General features: G+C 58.0%; 16 protein-coding genes. 5 read left to right on the top strand and 11 right to left on the bottom strand.

Annotated features, from left to right (window positions below; all coding sequences use genetic code 11):
• Positions 1 to 38 precede the first annotated feature (38 nt).
• The 3 genes from GYN08_RS04415 to GYN08_RS04405 all read right to left on the bottom strand — a co-directional run bounded on the left by GYN08_RS04415 (position 39) and on the right by GYN08_RS04405 (position 3733).
• On the bottom strand, positions 39 to 833 hold the full coding sequence (locus GYN08_RS04415) for a prolipoprotein diacylglyceryl transferase (RefSeq protein WP_166272812.1): 795 nt from the start codon (positions 831 to 833) through the stop codon (positions 39 to 41).
• A gap of 26 nt (positions 834 to 859) precedes the next feature.
• Complete coding sequence (locus GYN08_RS04410; RefSeq protein ID WP_166272811.1) at positions 860 to 1177, bottom strand: hypothetical protein; 318 nt, start codon at positions 1175 to 1177, stop codon at positions 860 to 862.
• A 264-nt stretch (positions 1178 to 1441) separates the two neighbouring features.
• Positions 1442 to 3733: a heavy metal translocating P-type ATPase gene (locus GYN08_RS04405; RefSeq protein WP_166272810.1), complete on the bottom strand. Its 2292-nt coding sequence runs from the start codon at positions 3731 to 3733 to the stop codon at positions 1442 to 1444.
• A 224-nt stretch (positions 3734 to 3957) separates the two neighbouring features.
• Here GYN08_RS04405 and GYN08_RS04400 point away from each other — a divergent pair, with 224 nt between their 5' ends.
• Entirely contained in the window at positions 3958 to 4347 is a 390-nt protein-coding gene (locus tag GYN08_RS04400) for an ArsR/SmtB family transcription factor (RefSeq protein WP_408015043.1), read from the top strand.
• A gap of 156 nt (positions 4348 to 4503) precedes the next feature.
• Here GYN08_RS04400 and GYN08_RS04395 read toward each other — a convergent pair whose 3' ends face one another.
• A complete protein-coding gene (locus GYN08_RS04395) occupies positions 4504 to 5484 on the bottom strand; it encodes a cation diffusion facilitator family transporter (RefSeq protein WP_166272809.1) in 981 nt (326 codons plus the stop codon).
• A gap of 356 nt (positions 5485 to 5840) precedes the next feature.
• Here GYN08_RS04395 and GYN08_RS04390 point away from each other — a divergent pair, with 356 nt between their 5' ends.
• Positions 5841 to 8045, top strand: coding sequence for an anthranilate synthase component I (locus GYN08_RS04390; RefSeq protein ID WP_166272808.1), 2205 nt, complete (start codon positions 5841 to 5843; stop codon positions 8043 to 8045).
• A 177-nt stretch (positions 8046 to 8222) separates the two neighbouring features.
• On the opposite strand, the gene yidC is transcribed toward GYN08_RS04390, so the two are convergent.
• The gene (gene yidC, locus GYN08_RS04385; RefSeq protein WP_166272807.1) at positions 8223 to 9230 is read right to left on the bottom strand and encodes a membrane protein insertase YidC; all 1008 of its coding nucleotides are present in this window, start codon (positions 9228 to 9230) and stop codon (positions 8223 to 8225) included.
• The gene (locus tag GYN08_RS04380) at positions 9173 to 9520 is read right to left on the bottom strand and encodes a hypothetical protein (protein ID WP_166272806.1); all 348 of its coding nucleotides are present in this window, start codon (positions 9518 to 9520) and stop codon (positions 9173 to 9175) included. Before GYN08_RS04380 ends, yidC begins: the two co-directional genes overlap by 58 nt.
• Before the next feature lie 205 nt (positions 9521 to 9725).
• On the opposite strand from GYN08_RS04380, the gene GYN08_RS04375 reads away from it, so the two are divergent.
• On the top strand, positions 9726 to 11966 hold the full coding sequence (locus GYN08_RS04375; protein WP_166272805.1) for an ATP-binding protein: 2241 nt from the start codon (positions 9726 to 9728) through the stop codon (positions 11964 to 11966).
• Positions 11967 to 12083: 117 nt separating this feature from the next.
• On the opposite strand, the gene aguB is transcribed toward GYN08_RS04375, so the two are convergent.
• From aguB to GYN08_RS04360, 3 genes are all read right to left on the bottom strand, one after another.
• Positions 12084 to 12965, bottom strand: a complete 882-nt coding sequence (aguB, locus tag GYN08_RS04370; RefSeq protein WP_166272804.1) for an N-carbamoylputrescine amidase — start codon at positions 12963 to 12965, stop codon at positions 12084 to 12086.
• 110 nt (positions 12966 to 13075) lie between these two features.
• Positions 13076 to 14104: an agmatine deiminase family protein gene (locus GYN08_RS04365; protein WP_166272803.1), complete on the bottom strand. Its 1029-nt coding sequence runs from the start codon at positions 14102 to 14104 to the stop codon at positions 13076 to 13078.
• A 112-nt stretch (positions 14105 to 14216) separates the two neighbouring features.
• The gene (locus GYN08_RS04360) at positions 14217 to 15452 is read right to left on the bottom strand and encodes a multidrug effflux MFS transporter (RefSeq protein WP_166272802.1); all 1236 of its coding nucleotides are present in this window, start codon (positions 15450 to 15452) and stop codon (positions 14217 to 14219) included.
• Positions 15453 to 15978: 526 nt separating this feature from the next.
• On the opposite strand from GYN08_RS04360, the gene GYN08_RS04355 reads away from it, so the two are divergent.
• The gene (locus GYN08_RS04355) at positions 15979 to 17109 is read left to right on the top strand and encodes an AI-2E family transporter (RefSeq protein WP_166273114.1); all 1131 of its coding nucleotides are present in this window, start codon (positions 15979 to 15981) and stop codon (positions 17107 to 17109) included.
• Between the two features lie 120 nt (positions 17110 to 17229).
• On the opposite strand, the gene GYN08_RS04350 is transcribed toward GYN08_RS04355, so the two are convergent.
• Complete coding sequence (locus GYN08_RS04350) at positions 17230 to 18117, bottom strand: aldo/keto reductase (protein WP_166272801.1); 888 nt, start codon at positions 18115 to 18117, stop codon at positions 17230 to 17232.
• A 131-nt stretch (positions 18118 to 18248) separates the two neighbouring features.
• Positions 18249 to 18743 (bottom strand): GNAT family N-acetyltransferase, encoded by a 495-nt coding sequence (locus GYN08_RS04345; RefSeq protein WP_166272800.1) that lies wholly within the window; start codon positions 18741 to 18743, stop codon positions 18249 to 18251.
• Between the two features lie 195 nt (positions 18744 to 18938).
• Here GYN08_RS04345 and xerS point away from each other — a divergent pair, with 195 nt between their 5' ends.
• Positions 18939 to 20021, top strand: coding sequence for a tyrosine recombinase XerS (gene xerS / locus GYN08_RS04340; protein WP_166272799.1), 1083 nt, complete (start codon positions 18939 to 18941; stop codon positions 20019 to 20021).
• The last annotated feature ends 86 nt before the right edge of the window (positions 20022 to 20107 follow it).

Raw genomic sequence — 20107 nt, 5'->3', positions numbered from 1 at the left:
ACAAAAGTAGGCAAACGGGCTCCGAGGAAAACGCGCGTTCAGCCGGCATGCGCCGCTTCCGCGGCAGGCTCGGCCTCGCGCTTTCCGCGCCGGGTCATCAGCCATGCGTAGTAAATCAATCCGGCGATGCAGGCGAGCTGAATATTGTTCAGTCCCAGGTACGGATGGGGAGTCGGTTTGATAAACTCGATAACAAAACGGAAAGCCAGATATCCGGCCATGAACCATTGAAACATCCGTCCCTGCACGTACCCCGTTTCGGCGGAGGCGGGATCCCGGCTTTTTCGGTAGAGCGGAAACAGCAGCAGGCCGAGTCCCAGCAAAAAGGCGATCTCGTACAGCTGGGCCGGATGGCGCGAAACGCCGTCGCCGAAATCGACGCCGGTGATCCAGTTCGTCGCGACGCCGTATGTATGATCTTCCAGACCGGTCAGGAAGCAGCCGATTCGGCCGAGCACCATTCCGACAATGAGCGGATAGACGAAATCATCGCCGGTCGACGGCTTCCATCCCGCCAATTTTTTGGACAATTCGACCCCGATCAGGCCGCCGAGCAGTCCGCCCACGATCGTTTTGCCTCCCCAGAGAAAGTGTCCCCGGCTCAGCTGCTCCCAAGTGGCGGCGGGGTCTTCCAGCCAGTACAGCAGCTTGGCTCCGAGCGCCGCGCCCAGAATGGTGCCCGCCAAAATCTGCAGACTGGTCAGCTTCGGCATTCCGCTCGATCTTCGCGTCCACAGATAGACCCTGAACCCGATAAAATAAGAAAGCGTCTCGAACAGTACGTGCGGATGAATCCTCCACGGTCCGAGCGGGATATAGACGGGAAATTCCACGCTTGGCCTCCTTTCGCGCATTCAGGTCAGTAATTCAAAAAGATCATCCCGCCGCAGATGGCAAGCAGCAGCAGAAACAATCCGCCGATGATCGCGAAAATGGCGACGACGATCCGGCAGCCGGTGTTCGCGGACCAATCGCCTTGATTCGGCCTGTTCCGGTGCTGCGTTCCTCTCTCTTCCGCCCTCCCCCCGGCTCCGGCCGAGTCTTTGATATGACAGTCGGCAAATCTGCAGGTCTTCGATTCCGGGTCGTAACATTCGTCGCAAATCATTCTTCCGCAGCGGGTACACTGATGGCGGGCTTCCCGCTCGGGATGGTAAGCGCAGTACGGTTGTAGCATCTTTTTCACCCCCATGACGGATTAAAGCGGTTCCAGGAAAGGCTTTATGCCTATAAACGCGGTACGACGGGAGAAAGTATCGCTACCGCGGAAAATATCGCGGAAGAGAATCCAAGCTTTCCCTCTTCGAGCACGTTATGGATAGTTTAACGGTATGCTCGCTCGAAATCCAGCCGCTGACCTGCGAACGCAAAAAAGAACCGCCTTTCGGCGGTTCGATGCGGCTGCGATTCTGTTTTTTCGGCATCGGTGCGACTTCGCCGCTTACCGCGCTTCGGCCGATCGGACCGTGCCGACCTCTTCTGCCGCGGAAGCTCCGCTTCCCGTTCGAAGCACCCGCATGGCGTTCAACACCGCGATCAGGGTGACGCCGACGTCCGAGAACACCGCTTCCCACATGGTCGCGATGCCGAAAGCGCCGAGGATCAGGAACACCGCTTTGACTCCGAGCGCGAAAACGATGTTCTGCCATACGATCCGTCTCGTCCGTCTGGCGATGCCAATCGCCGTGACCAGCTTCGACGGCTCGTCGGTCATGATGACGACGTCGGCGGCTTCGATGGCGGCATCGGAACCCAGTCCGCCCATCGCTGCGCCGATATCGGCCCTTGCCAGCACCGGCGTATCGTTAATGCCGTCGCCCACGAACAATATTTTCTCTTTCGGCCTTTTCGCGCGATCCAGCTTCTCGATCTCTTCCACCTTATTCTCCGGCAGCAGCTCGGCATGGACTTCGTCGATGCCCAGCCGTCTTCCGACTTCCTCGCCCACGCTTTTCGCGTCGCCGGTCAGCATGACCGTTTTGCGGATGCCGAGGTTCTTCAGGCCGCGAATCGCTTCGCCGGAGTCTTCCTTGATCTCGTCGGCGATCACGATGCGGCCGGCCCAGCGTCCGTCCACGGCGACATGCACGACGGTGCCGGCATCCGCCGCTTCGGCGAAAGCGATTCCCTCGGCACGCATCAGCTTGGCGTTTCCGGCCAGTACGGCGCGGCCGTCCAATTCGGCGCGAATGCCGTGCCCGGACACTTCTTCATAATCGCCGATTCTCGCCCCGTCGAGCCTGCGGCCGAACGCTTCGCGGATCGAATCCGCGATCGGATGGCCCGAATGCAGCTCGGCATAAGCGGCCGTTTCCAGCAGCTCCTGGCGCTCGAAGCCGTCCGCCGCGTGCACTTCGGTCACCTGGAAGCTGCCCCGGGTGAGCGTGCCGGTCTTGTCGAATACGACGACCCCTACCTGATTCAGCGCTTCGAGATAGTTCCCGCCTTTTACAAGAATTCCCTGCTTGGACGCCGCGCCGATTCCTCCGAAAAAGCCGAGCGGAATGGAGACGACGAGCGCGCACGGACAGGAGATGACGAGGAAGATCAGCGCCCGGTAAATCCAGTCGGAGAATTCCGCGCCGGGCACGATCAGCGGAGGCAGCACGGCCAGCAGCAGCGCCGTGACGACGACGATCGGCGTATAGCGGCGCGCAAACTTGTTGATGAACGTCTCTGTAGGCGCTTTGCGTCCCGAGGCGTTTTCGACCAGTTCCAGTATTTTGGCGACCGACGATTCGCCGAACGTCCGCGTGACTTCCACGGTCAGCACGCCGTTTTTGTTAATGAATCCGCCGAGCACGTCATCCCCCGTCTTCACGCCGCGCGGCACGGATTCGCCCGTCAACGCGGAAGTGTCGACGAGCGAGGAACCTTCGACGATCCGTCCGTCAAGCGGCACTTTCTCTCCGGGACGGACCACGATATGCGCGCCGACCGCGACCGCTTCGGGTCTGACCCGTTTCACGCCGCCGTCCGCTTTCAAGTTGGCGTAATCGGGGCGAATGTTAAGGAGCGAAGTGATCGATTTGCGCGACCGGTTGACCGCCAGGCTTTGAAACAGCTCGCCGACCTGGTAGAACAGCATGACCGCGACTCCCTCCGGATACTGTCCGACCGCAAAAGCGCCGACCGTCGCCACGGACATCAGAAAATACTCGTCGAACACCTGCCCGCGGAATAGGTTCCGGACCGCCTGCAGAAGAACGTCGCCGCCGACGATCAGATAGGCCGTCAGGAACAATCCGAGCTCCCATCCTCCGCCAAGCGGAAGCAGCAGCGCGCCCGCCATCAATGCGGCGCCAGCCGCCAGTCTGCCGATGAGCGTCTTCTGGCCGCCTTCGTGCTCGTGCGAATGTCCGTGTCCCGAATGCTCATGCGTATGCTCCCCTGGAGAGTCCGCCTGAAGGACGGCTATGTCCGTTACCGTCGGCGAACCGGGAGACGGCTGCGGCGCAAGGCGACCCGAAGCGTCGATCTGCTGCCGCGTGCCCTTGACCGTAATTCGCACATGGGGTTCCAACTTTTTGATCGTGCCCGCGGCCTTGGAGGCCACTTCTTCCTCGCGATCCGGGTCGCTTATGAAAGTCAGCGTTTTGTTGACGAAGTTCAGCGAACAGTCCGATACGCCTTCCATCTTCTGCACGCTGTTTTCGATCTTCATCGCGCAGTTGGCGCAGTCCAATCCTTCCAGTACCCATTCGCGCTTTACCGTGCCTGCAGCCGTTCCCATGATGATCCCTCCCGGTCGATCTGCGTTCTCTTTCTTTGTTCACCTTGTCCGAAAAGCTATTCAAAAAGATTACGAATTATATATGAGCATATGTTCATGTGTTATTTCGATTATAGCTCCGCCGATGAGCCAAGTCAAAATTTCCGGCGAAAAAAAAGCCTATTCGTAATCCCAACGATTTTTGTTATAATGGAAACACGACGCATACGGGAAGGTGATGAAGCGTGACACAGGAAGCGCTACGCGAGGACATGACGGACGAATGCGGCCACGACGGCGCGGACAGCGCGGCTCCCCGAGACACGCTGGTCCGGATCAAGGAAAATTTCGTGGACGATTCCACCGCTATCGATATGGCCGAACTGTTCAAGGCGCTCGGCGATCCTACGCGTGTAAGGCTCATTTATGCCCTGCTGCAAAAAGAACTCTGCGTGCACGATCTGTGCATCGTACTCGATATGACGCAGTCCGCCGTTTCCCATCAGCTGCGTTATCTGCGCAATACCCGCATCGTAAAGCGGCGCAAAGTGGGCAAAACCGTCTTCTACTCTCTTGACGACCGGCATGTCGAAGAGATTTTCTCCCAGACGCTTCAGCACTTGAAGCACGGCTAGACGGCTGCTTCGCGGGGACTCGATCCACCTAAAAATCGCTGCGTGTTTGTCTCTATGAAAAAAGGAAGCCCGATCCGGGCTTCCTTTTTTGCTGTCCGCTTGTTCTTCCGGAGATCCGCTCAGCTCAAGCGAATGTTCCGACCGGCCACACTTGCTTCAATGCTCTCCATGTCCCGCTTCGTCGCGCACGCCGCAGACGGCGCCGGGCGGATCGAGCTGGATCGTGATATGCCCGATGCCGAACCGCTCCGTCAGCAGACGCCGGGCCTGGTCCATCGCCGCTTCGCCGTCTTCCGGGCGGTCCAGCACCAAATGCGCGCTGAGCAGCGGAAGATCGGACGACAGCGACCAGAGATGCAGATCGTGCACGCCCCGGACGCCCGGAATGCCGGCGAGCGCCCGGCGAATTCCGTCCGTGTCATAGCCTGCCGGCGCGCCCTCCATCAAAATATGCGCCGAATCCCGCGTTATCCGGTAAGCGCTGATCAGCACCAAGACGGCTACGACGACGCTTGCGATCGGATCGGCAATGTTCCATCCGAACGCCATCATCGCAATCGCCGCGGCGATCGCTCCCACGGACCCGAGCAGATCGCCGATCACGTGCAGAAAGGCGCTCCGAATATTCAAATTTTCCGACGTATCGCCTTTCATCAAAATAAATGCGGCGGCCACGTTGACGAGCAGGCCGATCACCGCAATCGTCAGCATGCCCGAACTCATGACGCCCGGAGGATCGGAGAAACGGCGGGACGCTTCGTAGAAAATATACAGCGAGATGCCGAGCAGCGCCAATCCGTTCACAAAAGCGGCCAACACTTCGAGACGCTTGTAGCCGTAGGTTTTGGATGAGCTGGCGCGGCGTTCTCCCCAGATCATGGCCAGCAGGCTGAATCCGAGCGCGGCCGCGTCGCTGAGCATGTGACCGGCATCCGACAGCAGGGCCAAGCTGTTCGTCGCCAGTCCGCCGATGACCTCGACGATCATATAGGAAGCGATCAGGAAAAAGGAAAGCTTCAGCGCTTTCTTGTTCGCGCCGTGGGCGTGGGAATGACCGCCGTGACCGTGTTGATGACCTTGGGCGCCATGGTTATGGGCGTGATGATCGAAGCCGCGTTCTTCTTTCCGTCGACTCATACTCTCAACTCCTTTATCTAAACATATGAGCAACTGTTCATATGTTTATTGTAGACTTCTTTTTTCCAGAACGCAAGCGTTTCGCTTCTTGTCCGGGCAAAAAAGAACACTGCGCGCTTACCCGCCATTGACAACCGCCCCGGCGACCCGGTATCATTTGCCATAAGTCCGGAGAGCCGGACACCCGCGGAGGAGTCCGCATGCAAGACCGAGCTTATTTTCAAGAGAAGCAGAGCCTGAGCAGAGACAAGAGCAGAGACAAGTTGAGCGGAGCCGAGTCCCCTTTTCAATCGCATATCCATCACTTTCTTTCTCTTTTCTCTCCAACCCTTGCTACAACCGAAGGAGGAGAAAAAGTGAAATTTGAAGCCACCCTTTCCCCGCAGCGGGCAGTTTACGCCACACGGGGCCGTCTTGAAGTCACCCGCACCCTAACCCCTCTCGATGCGTCGGAGGCGGTAACTCCCATTCTTGCCGATATCGACAGCCGTCGCGGCGCCCTTTTTACGAGCGGTTACGAATTCCCGGGCCGTTATTCGAGATGGGATGTCGGATTTTTGAATCCGCCCATCGAGCTGCGCTCTTCGCGCGGCCGTTTTGAGATTCAGGCCCTTAATGAACGCGGCGACCTGCTGCTCGATTTTCTGCACCTGACCCTGTCCGCCGACCCGGCGTTCGAACTTGGCCGCGAAGGCCGTTTGATCACCGGCTCCGTGCTGCAGCGCGAGGACGAAGACGAGCTGATGTCCGAAGAAGACCGCACGCGCCGTCCTTCCATCTTCACGCTGATCCGCCGCATCAAAGAGGCGCTGGAAGCGCCCGAAGACTCGCAGCTCGGCCTGTACGGCGCGTTCGGTTACGATCTGGTGTTTCAGTTCGAACCGATGCCCCTGAAGCACGAGCGCACGCTGGAACGGCCCGACGTCGTGCTGTATCTGCCGGACGAGATCGTCATGGTCGACCGTCAGCTGGGCCAGGCCTACAAGCTGAGCTACGACTTCGCGCTTGCGGACGGACGTTCGACGGCCGGACTGCCGCGCGTCACGCCCCCGACCGCCAATGCGGCGGGCGCGCAGGGCGTTCTTCCGAAGCTGCCCGACTATGTGCCGGGACGCTACGCAAGCCTCGTCGATACGGCGATCGAGGAATTCAAAGTCGGCAACCTGTTCGAAGTGGTGCCGACGCAGACGCTGTACGAGCCGTGCCCGGAAGCGCCGTCCGCCGTATTCCGCCGCTTGAGCGAGATCAATCCGAGCCCTTACGGCTTTATCGTCAACCTGGGCACGGAGCATCTGGTCGGTTCGTCGCCGGAAATGTACGTCCGCGTCGAAGGCAAGCGCATGGAGACCTGCCCGATCTCGGGCACGATCAAGCGCGGCGCCTCGCCGATCGAGGACGCGGAGCAGATCCGCAAACTGCTGAATTCGCGCAAAGACGAAGCGGAATTGAACATGTGCACGGACGTCGACCGCAACGACAAGTCGCGCGTGTGCGAACCGGGTTCCGTCAACGTGATCGGCCATCGGCAGATCGAAACGTATTCGCATTTGTTCCATACCGTCGACCATGTGGAAGGCACGCTGCGCGAAGGCTGCGACGCGCTCGACGCGTTTATGACGCATATGTGGGCCGTAACGGTAACGGGCGCGCCGAAAAAAGCGGCGATCCGCTGGATCGAGGATCACGAGGATTCTCCCCGCGACTGGTACGGCGGCGCGGTCGGCTTCTACAGCTTCGACGGCGGGCTGAATACGGGACTGACGCTGCGCACGATCCGTATTCGCGGAGGCGTGGCGGAAATCCGCGTCGGCGCTACCCTGCTCTACGATTCGATCCCGGCCGAAGAGGAAGAAGAAACGCTGACCAAAGGAGCCGCGCTGGTCAAAGCGGTACGCGGCAGCCGCGCGCCGGCAAACGCCGCGCCGGCCGGAACCGACGCCGATCGGCTGCCGGGGCTCGGCAAACGCCTCCTGTTCGTCGACCACGAGGATTCGTTCGTGCATACGCTGGCCGGCTATTTCAAGGAAACCGGCGCCGAAGTACGGGTGCTGCGCACCCCGGCCGCTCTTCGCGTTCTGCGCGGCGGCGAAACGTTCGACGGCATCGTGCTCTCGCCCGGACCCGGTCGCCCGGACGACTTCCGCATGCGGGAAGTTCTGGATCTCGCCGCGGGCCGCGAAGTGCCGATGTTCGGCGTCTGCCTCGGCCTGCAGGGCATCGTCGAATATTACGGCGGCCGTCTCGGCGTGCTGGACGTTCCGCAGCACGGCAAACCGGCGCTCGTCAGCGCTTCGGCGGAATGTCCGCTGTTCGACGGCATCGACGGTCCGTTCAAGGTCGGCCGTTATCACTCGCTGCATGCCGAAAATATGCCCGACTGCCTGGAAGTGACGGCCCGTTCCGAAGACGGCGTCGTGATGGGAATTCGCCACCGCGAGCTTCCGGTGTACGCGGTGCAGTTCCATCCCGAATCGCTGCTGACCGCCGGAGGCCGAATCGGGCATCGGATTATCGGCAACTTCATGCGCGCCGCGAACTTGAGCCGATCTTCGGCGCGGTAACTCTCCTGCATTCCCATAGCCCTGACAGGGCCCCACTGAACGCCCCTCCTCTTCATCAAGAAGCGGAAGGGGCGTTTTTTAGGTGTGGTCGATCGGCTTCGCCTCCGCAGAAAAAAAGCCCCGCCGCGGCAAGTTTGGCTTGCGCGGCGAGGCTTCATCCATATACCCGAGTTTCTCTCAGGCCTTCGCGGGCTTCTTGACGGATTTTCCCGACTTACTGCCGGACGTCTTCGGCCTTCCGCCCTGTTTGGCGGATGCCGCCGAAGCCTTGACCGGCTTGCTGGCATCTGCCGCCTTGGAGGTCTTCATGGTACCGCCCTGCGGTGTGCCCGATTTTCCGCCGCCGGGTTGATCCGGTTTGTCGGACTTTGCTTCGAGCGCCGCGATCGCTTCCGGATTCGTCGGATACATTTTGCGGAACAGCAGCGTCTGCAGCAGAAGGAACGTACCGCTCGCCATCCAGTAGAGCGGCATGGCCGCCGGCGCGCTGAACGAGAAGAACAGCATCATCAGCGGAGAAATATAGCTCATGACGGCCATCTGCTTGCGCTGTTCCGGGGTCATGTTAAACTGCGACACTTTTGCCTGCGCCAGATACAAGACCGCGACCAGAACCGCCATGATCCAGTCGGGCTGTCCCAATTTGAACCACCAGAACGAATGCGTGGACAGTTCGGGGGTCAGACGGATCGCCGTGTACAGCCCCGACAGAATCGGAAGCTGAATCAGAATCGGCAGACAGCCGATGTTCAGCGGGTTGAAGCTGTGCTTTTGGTAGATGGCCATCATCTCCTGCTGCATCAGCTTCTGCTGCTCGGCATCCTTCTTGTTCTCGTACTTTTTCTTCAACGCGTCCAGTTCCGGCTGCATGACGCTCATTTTGGCTTTCATCTGCTGCTGCGAGCGCGCTTGACGCATCATCAGCGGGAACAATGCCGTCCGGACGATCAAAGTAATAAGAATAATGCCGATCCCGTAACTGCCGCCGAACCATCCCGCCAAATGCTGAATCAAATAAGAAATCGGAAATACGATGTAATGATTGAAAAATCCCGGCGTCGAACTCGTGATTTCCCCGCTCTGCGGACCGCATCCGGACAGCAGCGCCACCATGCCGAGCAGCATCGCTAAAACGAAAAACTTACCCCTTTTTGTGCTGAAAATGAATCCTTTTGCTTCTTCCATCTTCCTGTTCCTCCTCGTTCGCTCGAATAAACGTCATCGAACGAGGAGCGGCAGTCGCCGCCGTCTTCATCGGGAGCCTCTCGGCGCCGGACCATCCGGCTGAGCCTTGAACAAGAGTCGCATCCGCGAGAGGCCGGAATCGGATTGAAATAATTGCGGTAATCGTAATTCTCGGCTTCGATCCACGTGATTCGCAATCCGCCATACAGGAACAGCAGATAGAAGTAACGCAGAACAAGCAGCAGGCTGACCGAAAACAAATAAGGGAGCAAATCCTGCAGATCGAGCAAAGGATTCACCTCCTTTCGCCGTTCAAATTAATAATTCTTTAATTGTGAATATTATAACATACACATTTCTCCTTGTATATCTCCCCGTTCTTTCGCCGAGGACCCGACCATCCGCCTGCTTTTTACCGCTGCTTCAACGCTGCTGCTTTAAGGTAAAACAACCTTAGAGAGTCCACTCACGTCGGATCAGAAAGCAGGAAGGCTTATGATAAGTTATCGAAAAAAACAGCTGCTCGGCTTCGGCACCATTTTGTTCGCTCTGATGATTTTGTTGGTCATTTTGGCCGCCATGCTTGATGGAGTTCGCCAAAATTTATCGGAAATCATGGACGAACGTTACGACAAAGTCAGCCGCTCTGCGGCGTTTCGCAACAACTTCTCCTATCTCGACAGCGAGGTGGGTTATTTGGTCAACGAGACCGATTCGCAGCAGTCCATCATGCATATGTCTCAAATCGAAAGACGCAGCCAGTCCGCTTACACCCACCTCACTTATCTTCAGCTTCACATCGGACATGACGCCAACGGCAATCTGCTTTCTTCCATCCAACAGGGATTGGACCGTTATATGAACGTTGTGGGCCGCATCAACAACGCGTTGGACCGGGGCGACTCGGATCGGGCGGCGATCTTATACGTGGAAGAAGCACAGGGCATTCGAACCAACCTTCTCCGCAATCTCGGCGAATACACCCGTATGCAGGAAGAAAAAATGCAGAAAGCTCAGCAGGAAGCCGACAAACGATTCAACTCGATTCTGGTCGTGAGCGCCGTCTCCGCGCTGGCGATTATTCTGATCGGAGTGGCGTCCGCCCTGTGGGTTATTCGGGGAACGGGCCGCAGCCTCAGACGCATTACCGATATGATGGACCGATTCGATCCCGGCGCCGTCGAACAGATGTCACGCCTCGAAGTCGGAACCGACGACGAGATCGGCAATATCGCGAAAGGTTACAATCATATGCTCGACGCGCTGGAAGATCACAATCGGCGGGTACGCGAATTCAATCAACGAATCGAAGACAACAACTGGCTGCAGACCCGGCTGAACGAGCTGGTTATGCTGTATCACCAGGTTTCGGGACAGGATGTGCTGGCTCGCATGTTCCTGTCCGTCGTGGCTCCCGCCGTGAACGCAGCTTCGGGTTTTTTCTACATCCGGGAAACAAAAGACGGACGCGTTCGTTTCGTGCGCATCGCTTCCTATGCCGGCGACTCCAAAAATACGTCCGAATCTTTTTTGTCCGGTGAAGGATGGGTCGGGCAAGCGGGACTCGACGGACAGGAGATTCTGATCGACGTGCCGGACGACTATGCCGGACGGGTTCCGACAGGCTCCGGCGGCTTCCGTCCCAAACAGATCTGGGTGGTGCCGATCGAAGCGGAAGAGCGAATCGAGGCAGTGGTCGAACTCACTTCGCTCCAGCCTTTCACCCTGCTGCACCGTCAGTTGATCGAACAGCTTCGTTTCACGCTGGGCATCGCGCTGCAGAACGTTTCCGGCCGCGCCGAGGTTGAGCGTCTGCTTCAGGAATCCCGGTCGCTGACCGAGGAACTGCAAAATCAGCAGGAAGAACTTCGCTCGGTCAACGCCCGTCTTCAACAGCAGTATGCCCAGGCCGAAGAAAGCCGGCGCGAACTGCTGGCAGCCCAGCTCGAATTGGAATCGACGGCAGAAGAACTGCGGCGCTCTTCCCAATATAAATCCCAATTTTTAGCTAACATGTCGCATGAATTGAGAACGCCGCTGAACAGTATTTTGATTTTGTCGCAGCTCATCGCCGAGAATCCGGAAGATGACGAGGCGGAAAACAAAAGCTATGCGGAAATTATTCACCGATCGGGTCAGGAACTGCTCGATATCGTTAACGACGTGCTCGATTTGTCGAAAGTCGAAGCCGGCATGCTCGATATCAATAGGGAAGCCGTATCGCTGCGCGACTTTCCCGAAATGCTTCACTACGGATTCGAAATGGTCGCCTCCCAGAAAAATCTCGAGTTCGAAGTTGTCGTGGCCGACGACGTGCCCGACTTTTTTTATACCGACGGCAAAAGGCTGCAGCAAATCGTCAAAAATTTGCTTTCCAACGCTTTCAAGTTCACTTCGTCGGGCAAAGTCTCCCTTAGATTGAAGACGCACGATTCCGGCGCTCTGCCGTGCGAAGCCGCCGGTGCTTTTCCGGGCGTTCCCGCTATCGCGGTCACGGTATCCGACACGGGAATCGGAATCGCGGAAGACAAACGAGAGATCATCTTCGAAGCTTTTCACCAGGCGGACGGCAGCACGGAGCGGATGTACGGCGGCACCGGACTCGGCCTGTCGATTTGCCGGGAGTTCACCCGCCTTCTCGGCGGCTGCATGACGCTCGACAGCGTCGAAGGCCGGGGCAGCACGTTCACGCTGTATTTGCCGGAAATGAAGGAAGAAAACCGCGAAGCTTCTTAAGCGCAACCGGGCGGGATGCGTCGGGCAGCATAATGCCCCGCTTCATGCAGAGCTTGAGAGAACGAACAAAAGAGCCTGTCCCCCAAGGAGGACAGGCTCTTTCTCTAGCTCTGCGAATTATTGGCGAATCTTCCGCTCGCCGTCGTAGGTCGCGAGGACGCCGTAAAGCTCCGGTCTGCGGTCGCGGAACACGCCCCATTCGATCCGGTCGATCTCGAGCTGGTCGAGGTCGAATTCGGCCGTCAGCACTTCTTCGCGATCGCGGCTCGCTTCGACGATCTTGCTGCCGCGGGGACCCGCGATGAACGAAGAGCCGTAGAAGTTGATCGACGAATCTTCGTCGCTTTCCGCGCCGATGCGGTTGGACGCGATGACCGGAATCAGGTTCGAACCGGCATGCCCCAGCATGCAGGCCTGCCAGTGGTCTTTGGAATCGATGGAGCTGTCCTGCGGCTCCGAGCCGATCGCGGTCGGATACAGCAAAATTTCCGCGCCCATCAGCGCCATCGCGCGCGCGGCTTCCGGGTACCACTGGTCCCAGCAGATGCCGACGCCGATTTTGCCGTAGCGGGTGTTCCACACTTTGAAGCCGGTATCGCCCGGGTTGAAGTAGAACTTCTCTTCGTAGCCCGGACCGTCCGGGATATGGCTTTTGCGGTACGTGCCGAGCACTTCGCCGTCCGCGTCGATCATCGCGAGCGCGTTGTAGCGGGCATAGTTTTTCTTTTCGTAGAAGCTGATCGGCAGGACCACTTCCAGTTCCTTCGCGACCTGCTTGAAGTGATGGATCGCTTTGTTGCTCTCCAGCTCCGTCGCGTACTGGTAATACTCCGCTTTTTCTTTCTGGCAGAAGTAAGGGGTCTCGAACAGCTCCTGCAGCAGGATCACCTGCGCGCCTTCCGCCGCCGCTTTGCGCACGAGCGCTTCGGCTTTGCGGATGTTATCGTCGATGTCCCAGGTGCAGCTCATCTGCGTCGCGGCTACTTTTACTTTTCTCATGGGATCTTTCCAGCTCCTCTCGAATTTGTCTGCACGGTATTTGTTTATCGGTTCTTTCCTTGTTGTTTTACCCGTTCGGCGGAAATGTTCCTCCGCCCGACGAACGTCGTTCAGCGTCCGGCAGGAATCTGCTGCGTCGTGCAGTGGACGTTGCCGCCTTCGCGGATCACGGCCATGCCGTCGATCGTGCGGATGCGATAATCCGGGAACGTGCGCTGCAGCACTTCTACCGCCAGACGGTCGGTCTCCGCCGCCGCTCCGCCGAATACCGGCAGGATGATGCCTCCGTTGACGAAGTAGAAGTTCAGGTAGCTGAGCGTCAGACGGCTGCCTTCGTATTCCGCATGCGGCGGCTGCTGGATCTTGACGATCTCGAGCTTGCGTCCCTTGGCGTCGGTCGCTTCTTCCAGAATGCGCAGATTCTCCTGCGTAATGGCGTAATTGTCGTCCGACGGATCTTCGCATACCTGGATAATGACTTTGCCCGGCGCGGCGAAGCAGGCGGCGTTATCGACGTGGCCGTCCGTTTCGTCGCCGGCCAAGCCTCGATTCAGCCAGATGATCTTGTCGACGTTAGTGAAATTCTTGACGTGCTCCTCGATCTCCTCGCGGCTGAGCGAAGGATTCCGATTCTCGTTCAGCAGGCATTCTTCGGTCGTCAGCAGCGTGCCTTCGCCGTCGACATGGATCGAGCCGCCTTCGAGCACGAGCGGCGCGTCGAATTGACGCAGACCCAGATGCTTCAGCACCGCCGGAGCGACCGCGTCGTCCAGATCCCACGGGGAGTATTTGCCGCCCCACGCATTGAAGCCCCAATTGATTCCGGCGCGCTCGCCTTCTTCGTTCACGACGATCGTCGGGCCGTTGTCGCGCAGCCAGGCATCGTTGTGCGGAATCTCCAGCAGTTCGACCGGATGGCCGGCAAAAATCGGCCGCAGGCGGTCGGCGTCTTCCGGATTCACGACCAGCGTGACCGGTTCGAATTCCGCGATGGCTTTGACCAGTTCGGCATAGCCGCCGCAGACTTCTTCGTAATTGTCCGGATAGACCATCGAGGACTGTACCGGCCAGGAGAGCATCGTGCGTTCGTGCGGCGCCCATTCGGCGGGCATTTTATATTGAAGAGTTTTCGGATTCATCGGCAGTCGTCCCCTTGCTTGAAAAATGAAGTTCGCTACTGAAAGATTATCGCGCAAAAAAGGCGGCTTAAAAAACCCGTCACCTGTTCGCGAACACCATCATACAATAAGTTCAGCCTTTATTCAAAGGTTGTTTGCGCGCAGGCAGCACAAGCAGCAGATAAGATGCCAAAGCCAGCGTTTCGGCGCAGCCGATGACGAGTCCCATCGGGAACGCGGTCCCGCCGCCGCCGAGCCCCACCAGCGAACCCGCGGCCGCTCCGAGCAGCAGCGGCATCAGGCCGATCAGCGCCGAAGCGCTGCCCGCGGTTCTCGGTTCCTGACTCTGCATCGCCAATGCGGTAGTTGTCGAAGCAACCATGCCGACGCTCGACACGATCAGGAACATCAGCGGAGCCAAGACGACGAGTCCGCCTCCGAACCAAGCCGCGGCGGTCAGCGAAAGGCCCGCGCAGAAAGCGATCAGCAGCCCCGTCACCAGCAGCCTGGTCTCTCCGGTCCGCTGTACCAGACGTCCCGTGATCTGCGAGAACAGCACGATGCCCAGCCCGTTTACGGCAAAGAACAAGCTGAATCCTTGCGGAGACACTCCGAACAGATCCTGGATAACGAACGGCGAGCCGGAAATGTAAGCGAACATGCCCGCCGTGACGAAAGCCTGCGAAAAAGCATAACCGACGAACGAACGGTTGCGAAGCAGCTGTCCGAACGTGCCGATCGTCTGTCCGAGTCCGCCCGACGAACGCCGCTTTTTCTCCAGCGTTTCCGGCAGGGCGAGCGCGACGGCGATCAGCATCAGTCCGCCGATCGCGCATAATACGGAGAAGATGCCGCGCCAGGATACGTACTTCAGGATAAAACCGCCCAATACGGGAGCCAGAATCGGCGCAAGGCCGTTAACCAGCATCAGCAGGGTGAAAAACCGGGTCAGCTCCGTGCCGGAAAACAAATCGCGAACCACGGCGCGCGAAATCACGATTCCGGCGGCACCGGCCGCTCCTTGAATAAATCGGAACAAGATCAAAAACCAGGCCGACGGAGCGAAAACGCAGGCGAGCGAAGCCAGCGTATACAAGACCAACGCGGCGATCAGCGGACCGCGGCGGCCGCGAACGTCGCTGAGCGGGCCGGCGACCAATTGACCGAGCGCCAACCCGAACAGGCAGGCCGTAAGGCTGAGCTGGGCGAGCGATTGGGTCGTACCGAGATTCTGCGCAAGCGTGGGCAGCGCGGGCAGGTACATATCGATCGACAGCGGTCCGAACGCCGACAAAGCGCCCAAAATCAGAACGAACTTCAGGCGCTGAGCGGGTCCGAGAGACATTTTTGCGGAAACGGGATTAGACATGGCAGAAGCAGCTTCCTTTCTTCGATACGGATTGTCGAAATCGACGCTAATCTTCGATTATCGTTCCTTGCTGCTTTTCCGTCAATGCCCGTCGGCCGGTTTCGGCCGCCTTTTTCGATTTTCGGTTTATGTTTTTCTGTTATGAATTTTTCATATGATGATTTAAGTTTATCGCTAAATGGTCGGCAATCGCCGATTCCGCCGCCTCTGACGCCGGTTCGACGCGCGTGCGGAAATTATTCGAAAAAGGGAAGAAACCGATGGACCGGCATGTACGTAAAACAAGAGGGAATTGGTTGGGATGGCGGATCGCGCGAGAGCGCCTTGATGTTCCGGCCGAAACGAAGAAGCACCGGATGATTTTGCCCGAGGCTTACGACCTTTCGGGTCCCTCCCGCCAACGCGCAGGGGCAAAACGTTTCTTAGCCGTCTGTGCATGGACTTGCTTCCGATTTGCCCGTTTTGTATGCTTGAACACAGAAAGACACCAGAAAAGATTAAGCCAAGAATGGAGAAGTGCAGAATGATGAATCAACCGAGGGCTTGGTCAGGACGATTCCGAAGATTGTTCCTGAACAACAAATTTGTGCTGTTTTTGTTTATCGCGCTGCTGGTCGGCGTCAACGTTCTTGTCTTTTCCAAAATATCGTTCATCTTCAATCCCCTCTGGGTGCTGATCAAAACGATCGTCCTGCCGATTATTTTGACCGGGGTCGTCTACTATCTGCTTAATCCGATCGTCGATTTCATGGAGAAGAAAAAGGTGAAGCGCGTACATACCATTTTGTTTCTCTACGTTTTGATCATCGGCATCCTGGTCACGGTCATTACGTTGATTGTACCGGTCATTCGCGAGCAGCTGCTCGGCTTCTTCGAGAACTTTCCGGCTTACAGCCAGACGATTCAGACGGAATTCGAACGATGGATCGGCAGCGATCTCGTCGCCCAGTTCCAGACCGCGACCAATCTGAACACGCAGGAGATCGTCAGCACGGTCTCGGAACGCGCCACGACCATCCTGAACCATACCTGGTCGGGCATCGGCGGATTCATCGGCGTGCTCAAAGATCTGGTGCTCGCCGTCGTGACGCTTCCGTTCATCCTGTTCTACCTGCTCAAAGACGGACACAAGCTGCCGGACTACATTCTGAGCTTTATCCCGACCAAGCTGCGTCCGGGCACGCTGACCGTCCTGCAGGAGACGAATCATCAGATCAGCTCGTACATCCGCGGACAGATCATCGTCAGCATGTGCATCGGCGTGCTGCTCTACATCGGCTACCGGATCATCGGCCTCGAGTACTCGCTCGTGCTGGCGATCGTCGCCGCATGCACGGCTATCGTGCCTTATCTCGGCCCGGCGATCGCCATCACGCCCGCGATCATCGTCGCCGCCGTCACTTCGCCGATCATGCTGCTGAAAATGGTCGTCGTCTGGACGGTCGTGCAGCTGGTGGAAGGCAAGTTCATCTCGCCGCAGATTATGGGCAAGTCGCTCAAGATCCATCCGATTACGATCATCTTCGTCATTCTGACGGCCGGCAACCTGTTCGGCGTCGTGGGCATCCTGCTCGCCGTGCCGGGTTACGCCGTACTTAAAGTATTGGCGACGCATATGTTCGACTGGTTCAAAATGCGCTCGCAGCTGTATCTGTAACTCCGGCGAACGCTTCGCCGGTCTATGGCGCTTCGCCGCATGCCGAAAGCCCCCTGCTCCCGCGTTTGCGGAGCCAGGGGGCTTCTTGTGCGAATGCCGCTGTTATGCGAGATGCGGCTGTCAGGTTCTTCCCGTCCAGTCGGCCGGCGCAATCTCCTTCCAGCGGCGGCGAATTTCTTCGTACCGTTCCGCCTCGAGCGGCCCCGCTTTCAGCAGTTCCGCATTCTGGTGCCAGCGATCCGGTTTTTGCGTGCCGACGATGGCCGTATGCACGCCCGGCGTCGACAGCGTAAACCGCAGCGCCGTACCGATCGAATCGTCTTCCGATTGGAAGCCGTAATTCAAGTCGCGCAGCCGGTTCCAATAGACGTAGGCATAATCGTTCGGCTCGACCGTATCGAACAACCAGGCGGCGTTGGCGATCGGACGCTTGACCGTGACGCCCATATCCCGTTTGATCGCCTCCGGCAGCGTCAATTCGATCGCTTCCTGATCGGCCACATTGAGCGAGGTCTCCAGGCTGTCGAAGACGTCCGTGCGGACGGCGTACAGCGCGTCCGTCGTATCGCCGCTGTAGCCGATAAAGCGGGTTTTGCCTTCCTGCTTCGCCCGCTGCAGCACTTCGATTACGGCGCCCTGGCGGAGCACCTCCTCCGAACAGCTGTGCAGGTGGATCATGTCCACGTGATCGACCTTAAGCCGCTTCAGACTGCGGTCGATCGTTTCGGCCAGCGTGCGAGGATCCCAATCCGGGCCGTCGACGCCGGCGGCGTGTCCGCATTTTGTAAACAGGTAAAAGTCGTCGCGTCGGTGCGAAATCGCCCGGCCGATCAGCTCTTCGCTGTCTCCGTAGCATTCGGCCGTATCGATGATATTCAATCCTTCGTCGATCGCGCTTCCCAGCAGCTTGTCCACATCGGACTGCGAGACTCCGCTTCCGATCTCCGAGCCCCCGAAGCCGAGCACGCTCACTTCCATTCCCGTCTTCCCGTACGTTCTTTTTTCCATGCTGCATCCTCCTCTTCGCGGTTGTCCTGGTCCTGGTGCCCACTGACCATTTACCCAACGACAGCCGTTAAGAAAGCGCATTCTTTAACTCTTTTCGGCAAAACCTTATGCGGGAGTCCGTTAACTTTCTTTCAGCTCTCGAAATATTGGCTGGGATGTCCTTGAAAAGGGTGACTGCGTTCTTTGTAGCTGCCGACCGTGTAGGTTCCGATGACCTGCCTCCAAAAACGCTGCGCGGGCTCGTTATTTTTAAGCTGCGTCACTTTCCAGCGTCCCTTGAAGCGATCGAACAGCATGACCGCCGCGCGGGCACCGACGCCGCGCCGACGAAATTTATGCAGCACGAAAAACTCGACCATGTAGTACGAAGGTTTTCTGCCGTTTTCGTCGTTGCGTTCGACCAGCGCCAGTCCGGCCGGTTCCCCGTTCGCGCGGATCAAAAAGGGAAACTTGCAGTCCGGCCGGCTCCAAAACTCGTCCAGATCCGGGTAGTCCGGAAATTTCCCGTTTTCGTCCGCGGCAATGTCGAGATACAGCGTGAAATCGTACAGATAAAACTGAAGCAAATTTTCGATCACCGCCCGGCGCTGCTCCGGCACAAGTTCCAACTCCACATTCGGTTCCATTCTTTTCGGCTCCTTTTCCCGGCGTGGTCCTTACTCTCCTGTTCATCGTAACCGACCCGCCCTATTCCCGGCAACTGCGTCACGCCGAATCGGCGAACGACCGTTTGTCTCCCCGCCCCTGTCCTATGGTACACTGAACACAGCAGCCGGCTTTCGCCGGCAACACCGTTCATTTTCACGAAAAGAGGTTCCGCCATGAGCATTCAAAAAACGATCGACCGCGCGCGCCTCGGCGAAAAATTGCCCGAGATGCCCTGGTACGTCCAGCAATTTATCGATTACAAGCTGCCCGACCTGTCTCCTTCCACGCTGCTCGAATATGTTCGGGATTACGAATCGTTCTTCAACTGGCTGCGCGCCGAAGGTCTGTCCGCCGCTCCGGCCTTGAAAGACGTCACGCTCGAAGAGCTGGAGTCGCTGCGCATGGAGAACGTCACCGGCTACCGACTGCATCTGACGACGCGCACGGAAGGCACCAACTCGCGGATTACCGTAACCCGCAAGCTGTCGGCGCTGCGTTCGTTGTTTCATTACTTGAGCCAAATCGCGGAAGACGAGCATTTTTACCCGCTGCTCAAACGCAACGTCATGGCGAAGATCGAGATCAAGCGGACCAACAAACCGAAAGATACCGCCGCCAAGCTGAAAGGCAAAATTTTGGAGGAAGACGAGCTGACCGACTTTATCGATTATATCCGCGAAGGCTACGCCGCCGACGTCGCGGACAATAAGCAGGCGCTGTACGCCCATGCGAAAAACAAAGAACGGGACGCTTCCGTCGCCAGCCTGATTCTCAACTCGGGGCTGCGCGTGTCGGAAGTCGTCAACCTGAACGTGTCGGACCTCGATCTGGGCAACAAAATGCTGCATGTCATGCGCAAAGGCAACAACGACGAAACGTTCAAGACGCCCGTCTATTTCCGCGATCAGGCCCGTCTCGATCTCGAACGGTACTTGTCGCTCCGGGATACGGAATACGCCGCGCCCAAGCGGGAAAAGGCGCTTTTTCTCGCCGTTCCGAACGGGCAAAAAGAGGGCAAACGGATGACCAAACGCGCCATCCAGGCGATGATCATCAAATATGCCAAGCGATTCGGCAAGCCTTCCCTGACCGTGCATAAGCTGCGCCATTCGTTCGCGACGGATTATTATTTGCAGAACGACATCTACAAAACGAAAGAGCAGCTCGGCCATGCTTCTACCGAAACGACGGAGATTTACGCCCATCTGACGGATAAAACGATGTCCGAAGCGATCGAGCGGCGAAGCGACGAGTAAGCCGGGCGCGAGCCGCGTCCCTATCATCCGCCATACCGCGCCGCACAAAAAAAGGGAGAATCGGCCCGCTGCCGACTCTCCCTTTT

It is taken from the genome of Saccharibacillus alkalitolerans (genome assembly GCF_011090185.1).
Taxonomy (GTDB): domain Bacteria; phylum Bacillota; class Bacilli; order Paenibacillales; family Paenibacillaceae; genus Saccharibacillus; species Saccharibacillus alkalitolerans.
This window is presented reverse-complemented; position numbering and strand designations above follow the sequence as displayed.

Coding starts and splice junctions, on each gene's coding strand:
- GYN08_RS04410 (WP_166272811.1), bottom strand. CDS start 1,177: ATGCTACAACCGTACTGCGCTTACCATCCCGAGCGGGAAGCCCGCCAT.
- GYN08_RS04405 (WP_166272810.1), bottom strand. CDS start 3,733: ATGGGAACGGCTGCAGGCACGGTAAAGCGCGAATGGGTACTGGAAGGA.
- GYN08_RS04395 (WP_166272809.1), bottom strand. CDS start 5,484: ATGAGTCGACGGAAAGAAGAACGCGGCTTCGATCATCACGCCCATAAC.
- yidC (WP_166272807.1), bottom strand. CDS start 9,230: ATGGAAGAAGCAAAAGGATTCATTTTCAGCACAAAAAGGGGTAAGTTT.
- GYN08_RS04375 (WP_166272805.1), top strand. CDS start 9,726: ATGATAAGTTATCGAAAAAAACAGCTGCTCGGCTTCGGCACCATTTTG.
- aguB (WP_166272804.1), bottom strand. CDS start 12,965: ATGAGAAAAGTAAAAGTAGCCGCGACGCAGATGAGCTGCACCTGGGAC.
- GYN08_RS04365 (WP_166272803.1), bottom strand. CDS start 14,104: ATGAATCCGAAAACTCTTCAATATAAAATGCCCGCCGAATGGGCGCCG.
- GYN08_RS04360 (WP_166272802.1), bottom strand. CDS start 15,452: ATGTCTAATCCCGTTTCCGCAAAAATGTCTCTCGGACCCGCTCAGCGC.
- GYN08_RS04355 (WP_166273114.1), top strand. CDS start 15,979: ATGAATCAACCGAGGGCTTGGTCAGGACGATTCCGAAGATTGTTCCTG.
- GYN08_RS04350 (WP_166272801.1), bottom strand. CDS start 18,117: ATGGAAAAAAGAACGTACGGGAAGACGGGAATGGAAGTGAGCGTGCTC.
- GYN08_RS04345 (WP_166272800.1), bottom strand. CDS start 18,743: ATGGAACCGAATGTGGAGTTGGAACTTGTGCCGGAGCAGCGCCGGGCG.
- xerS (WP_166272799.1), top strand. CDS start 18,939: ATGAGCATTCAAAAAACGATCGACCGCGCGCGCCTCGGCGAAAAATTG.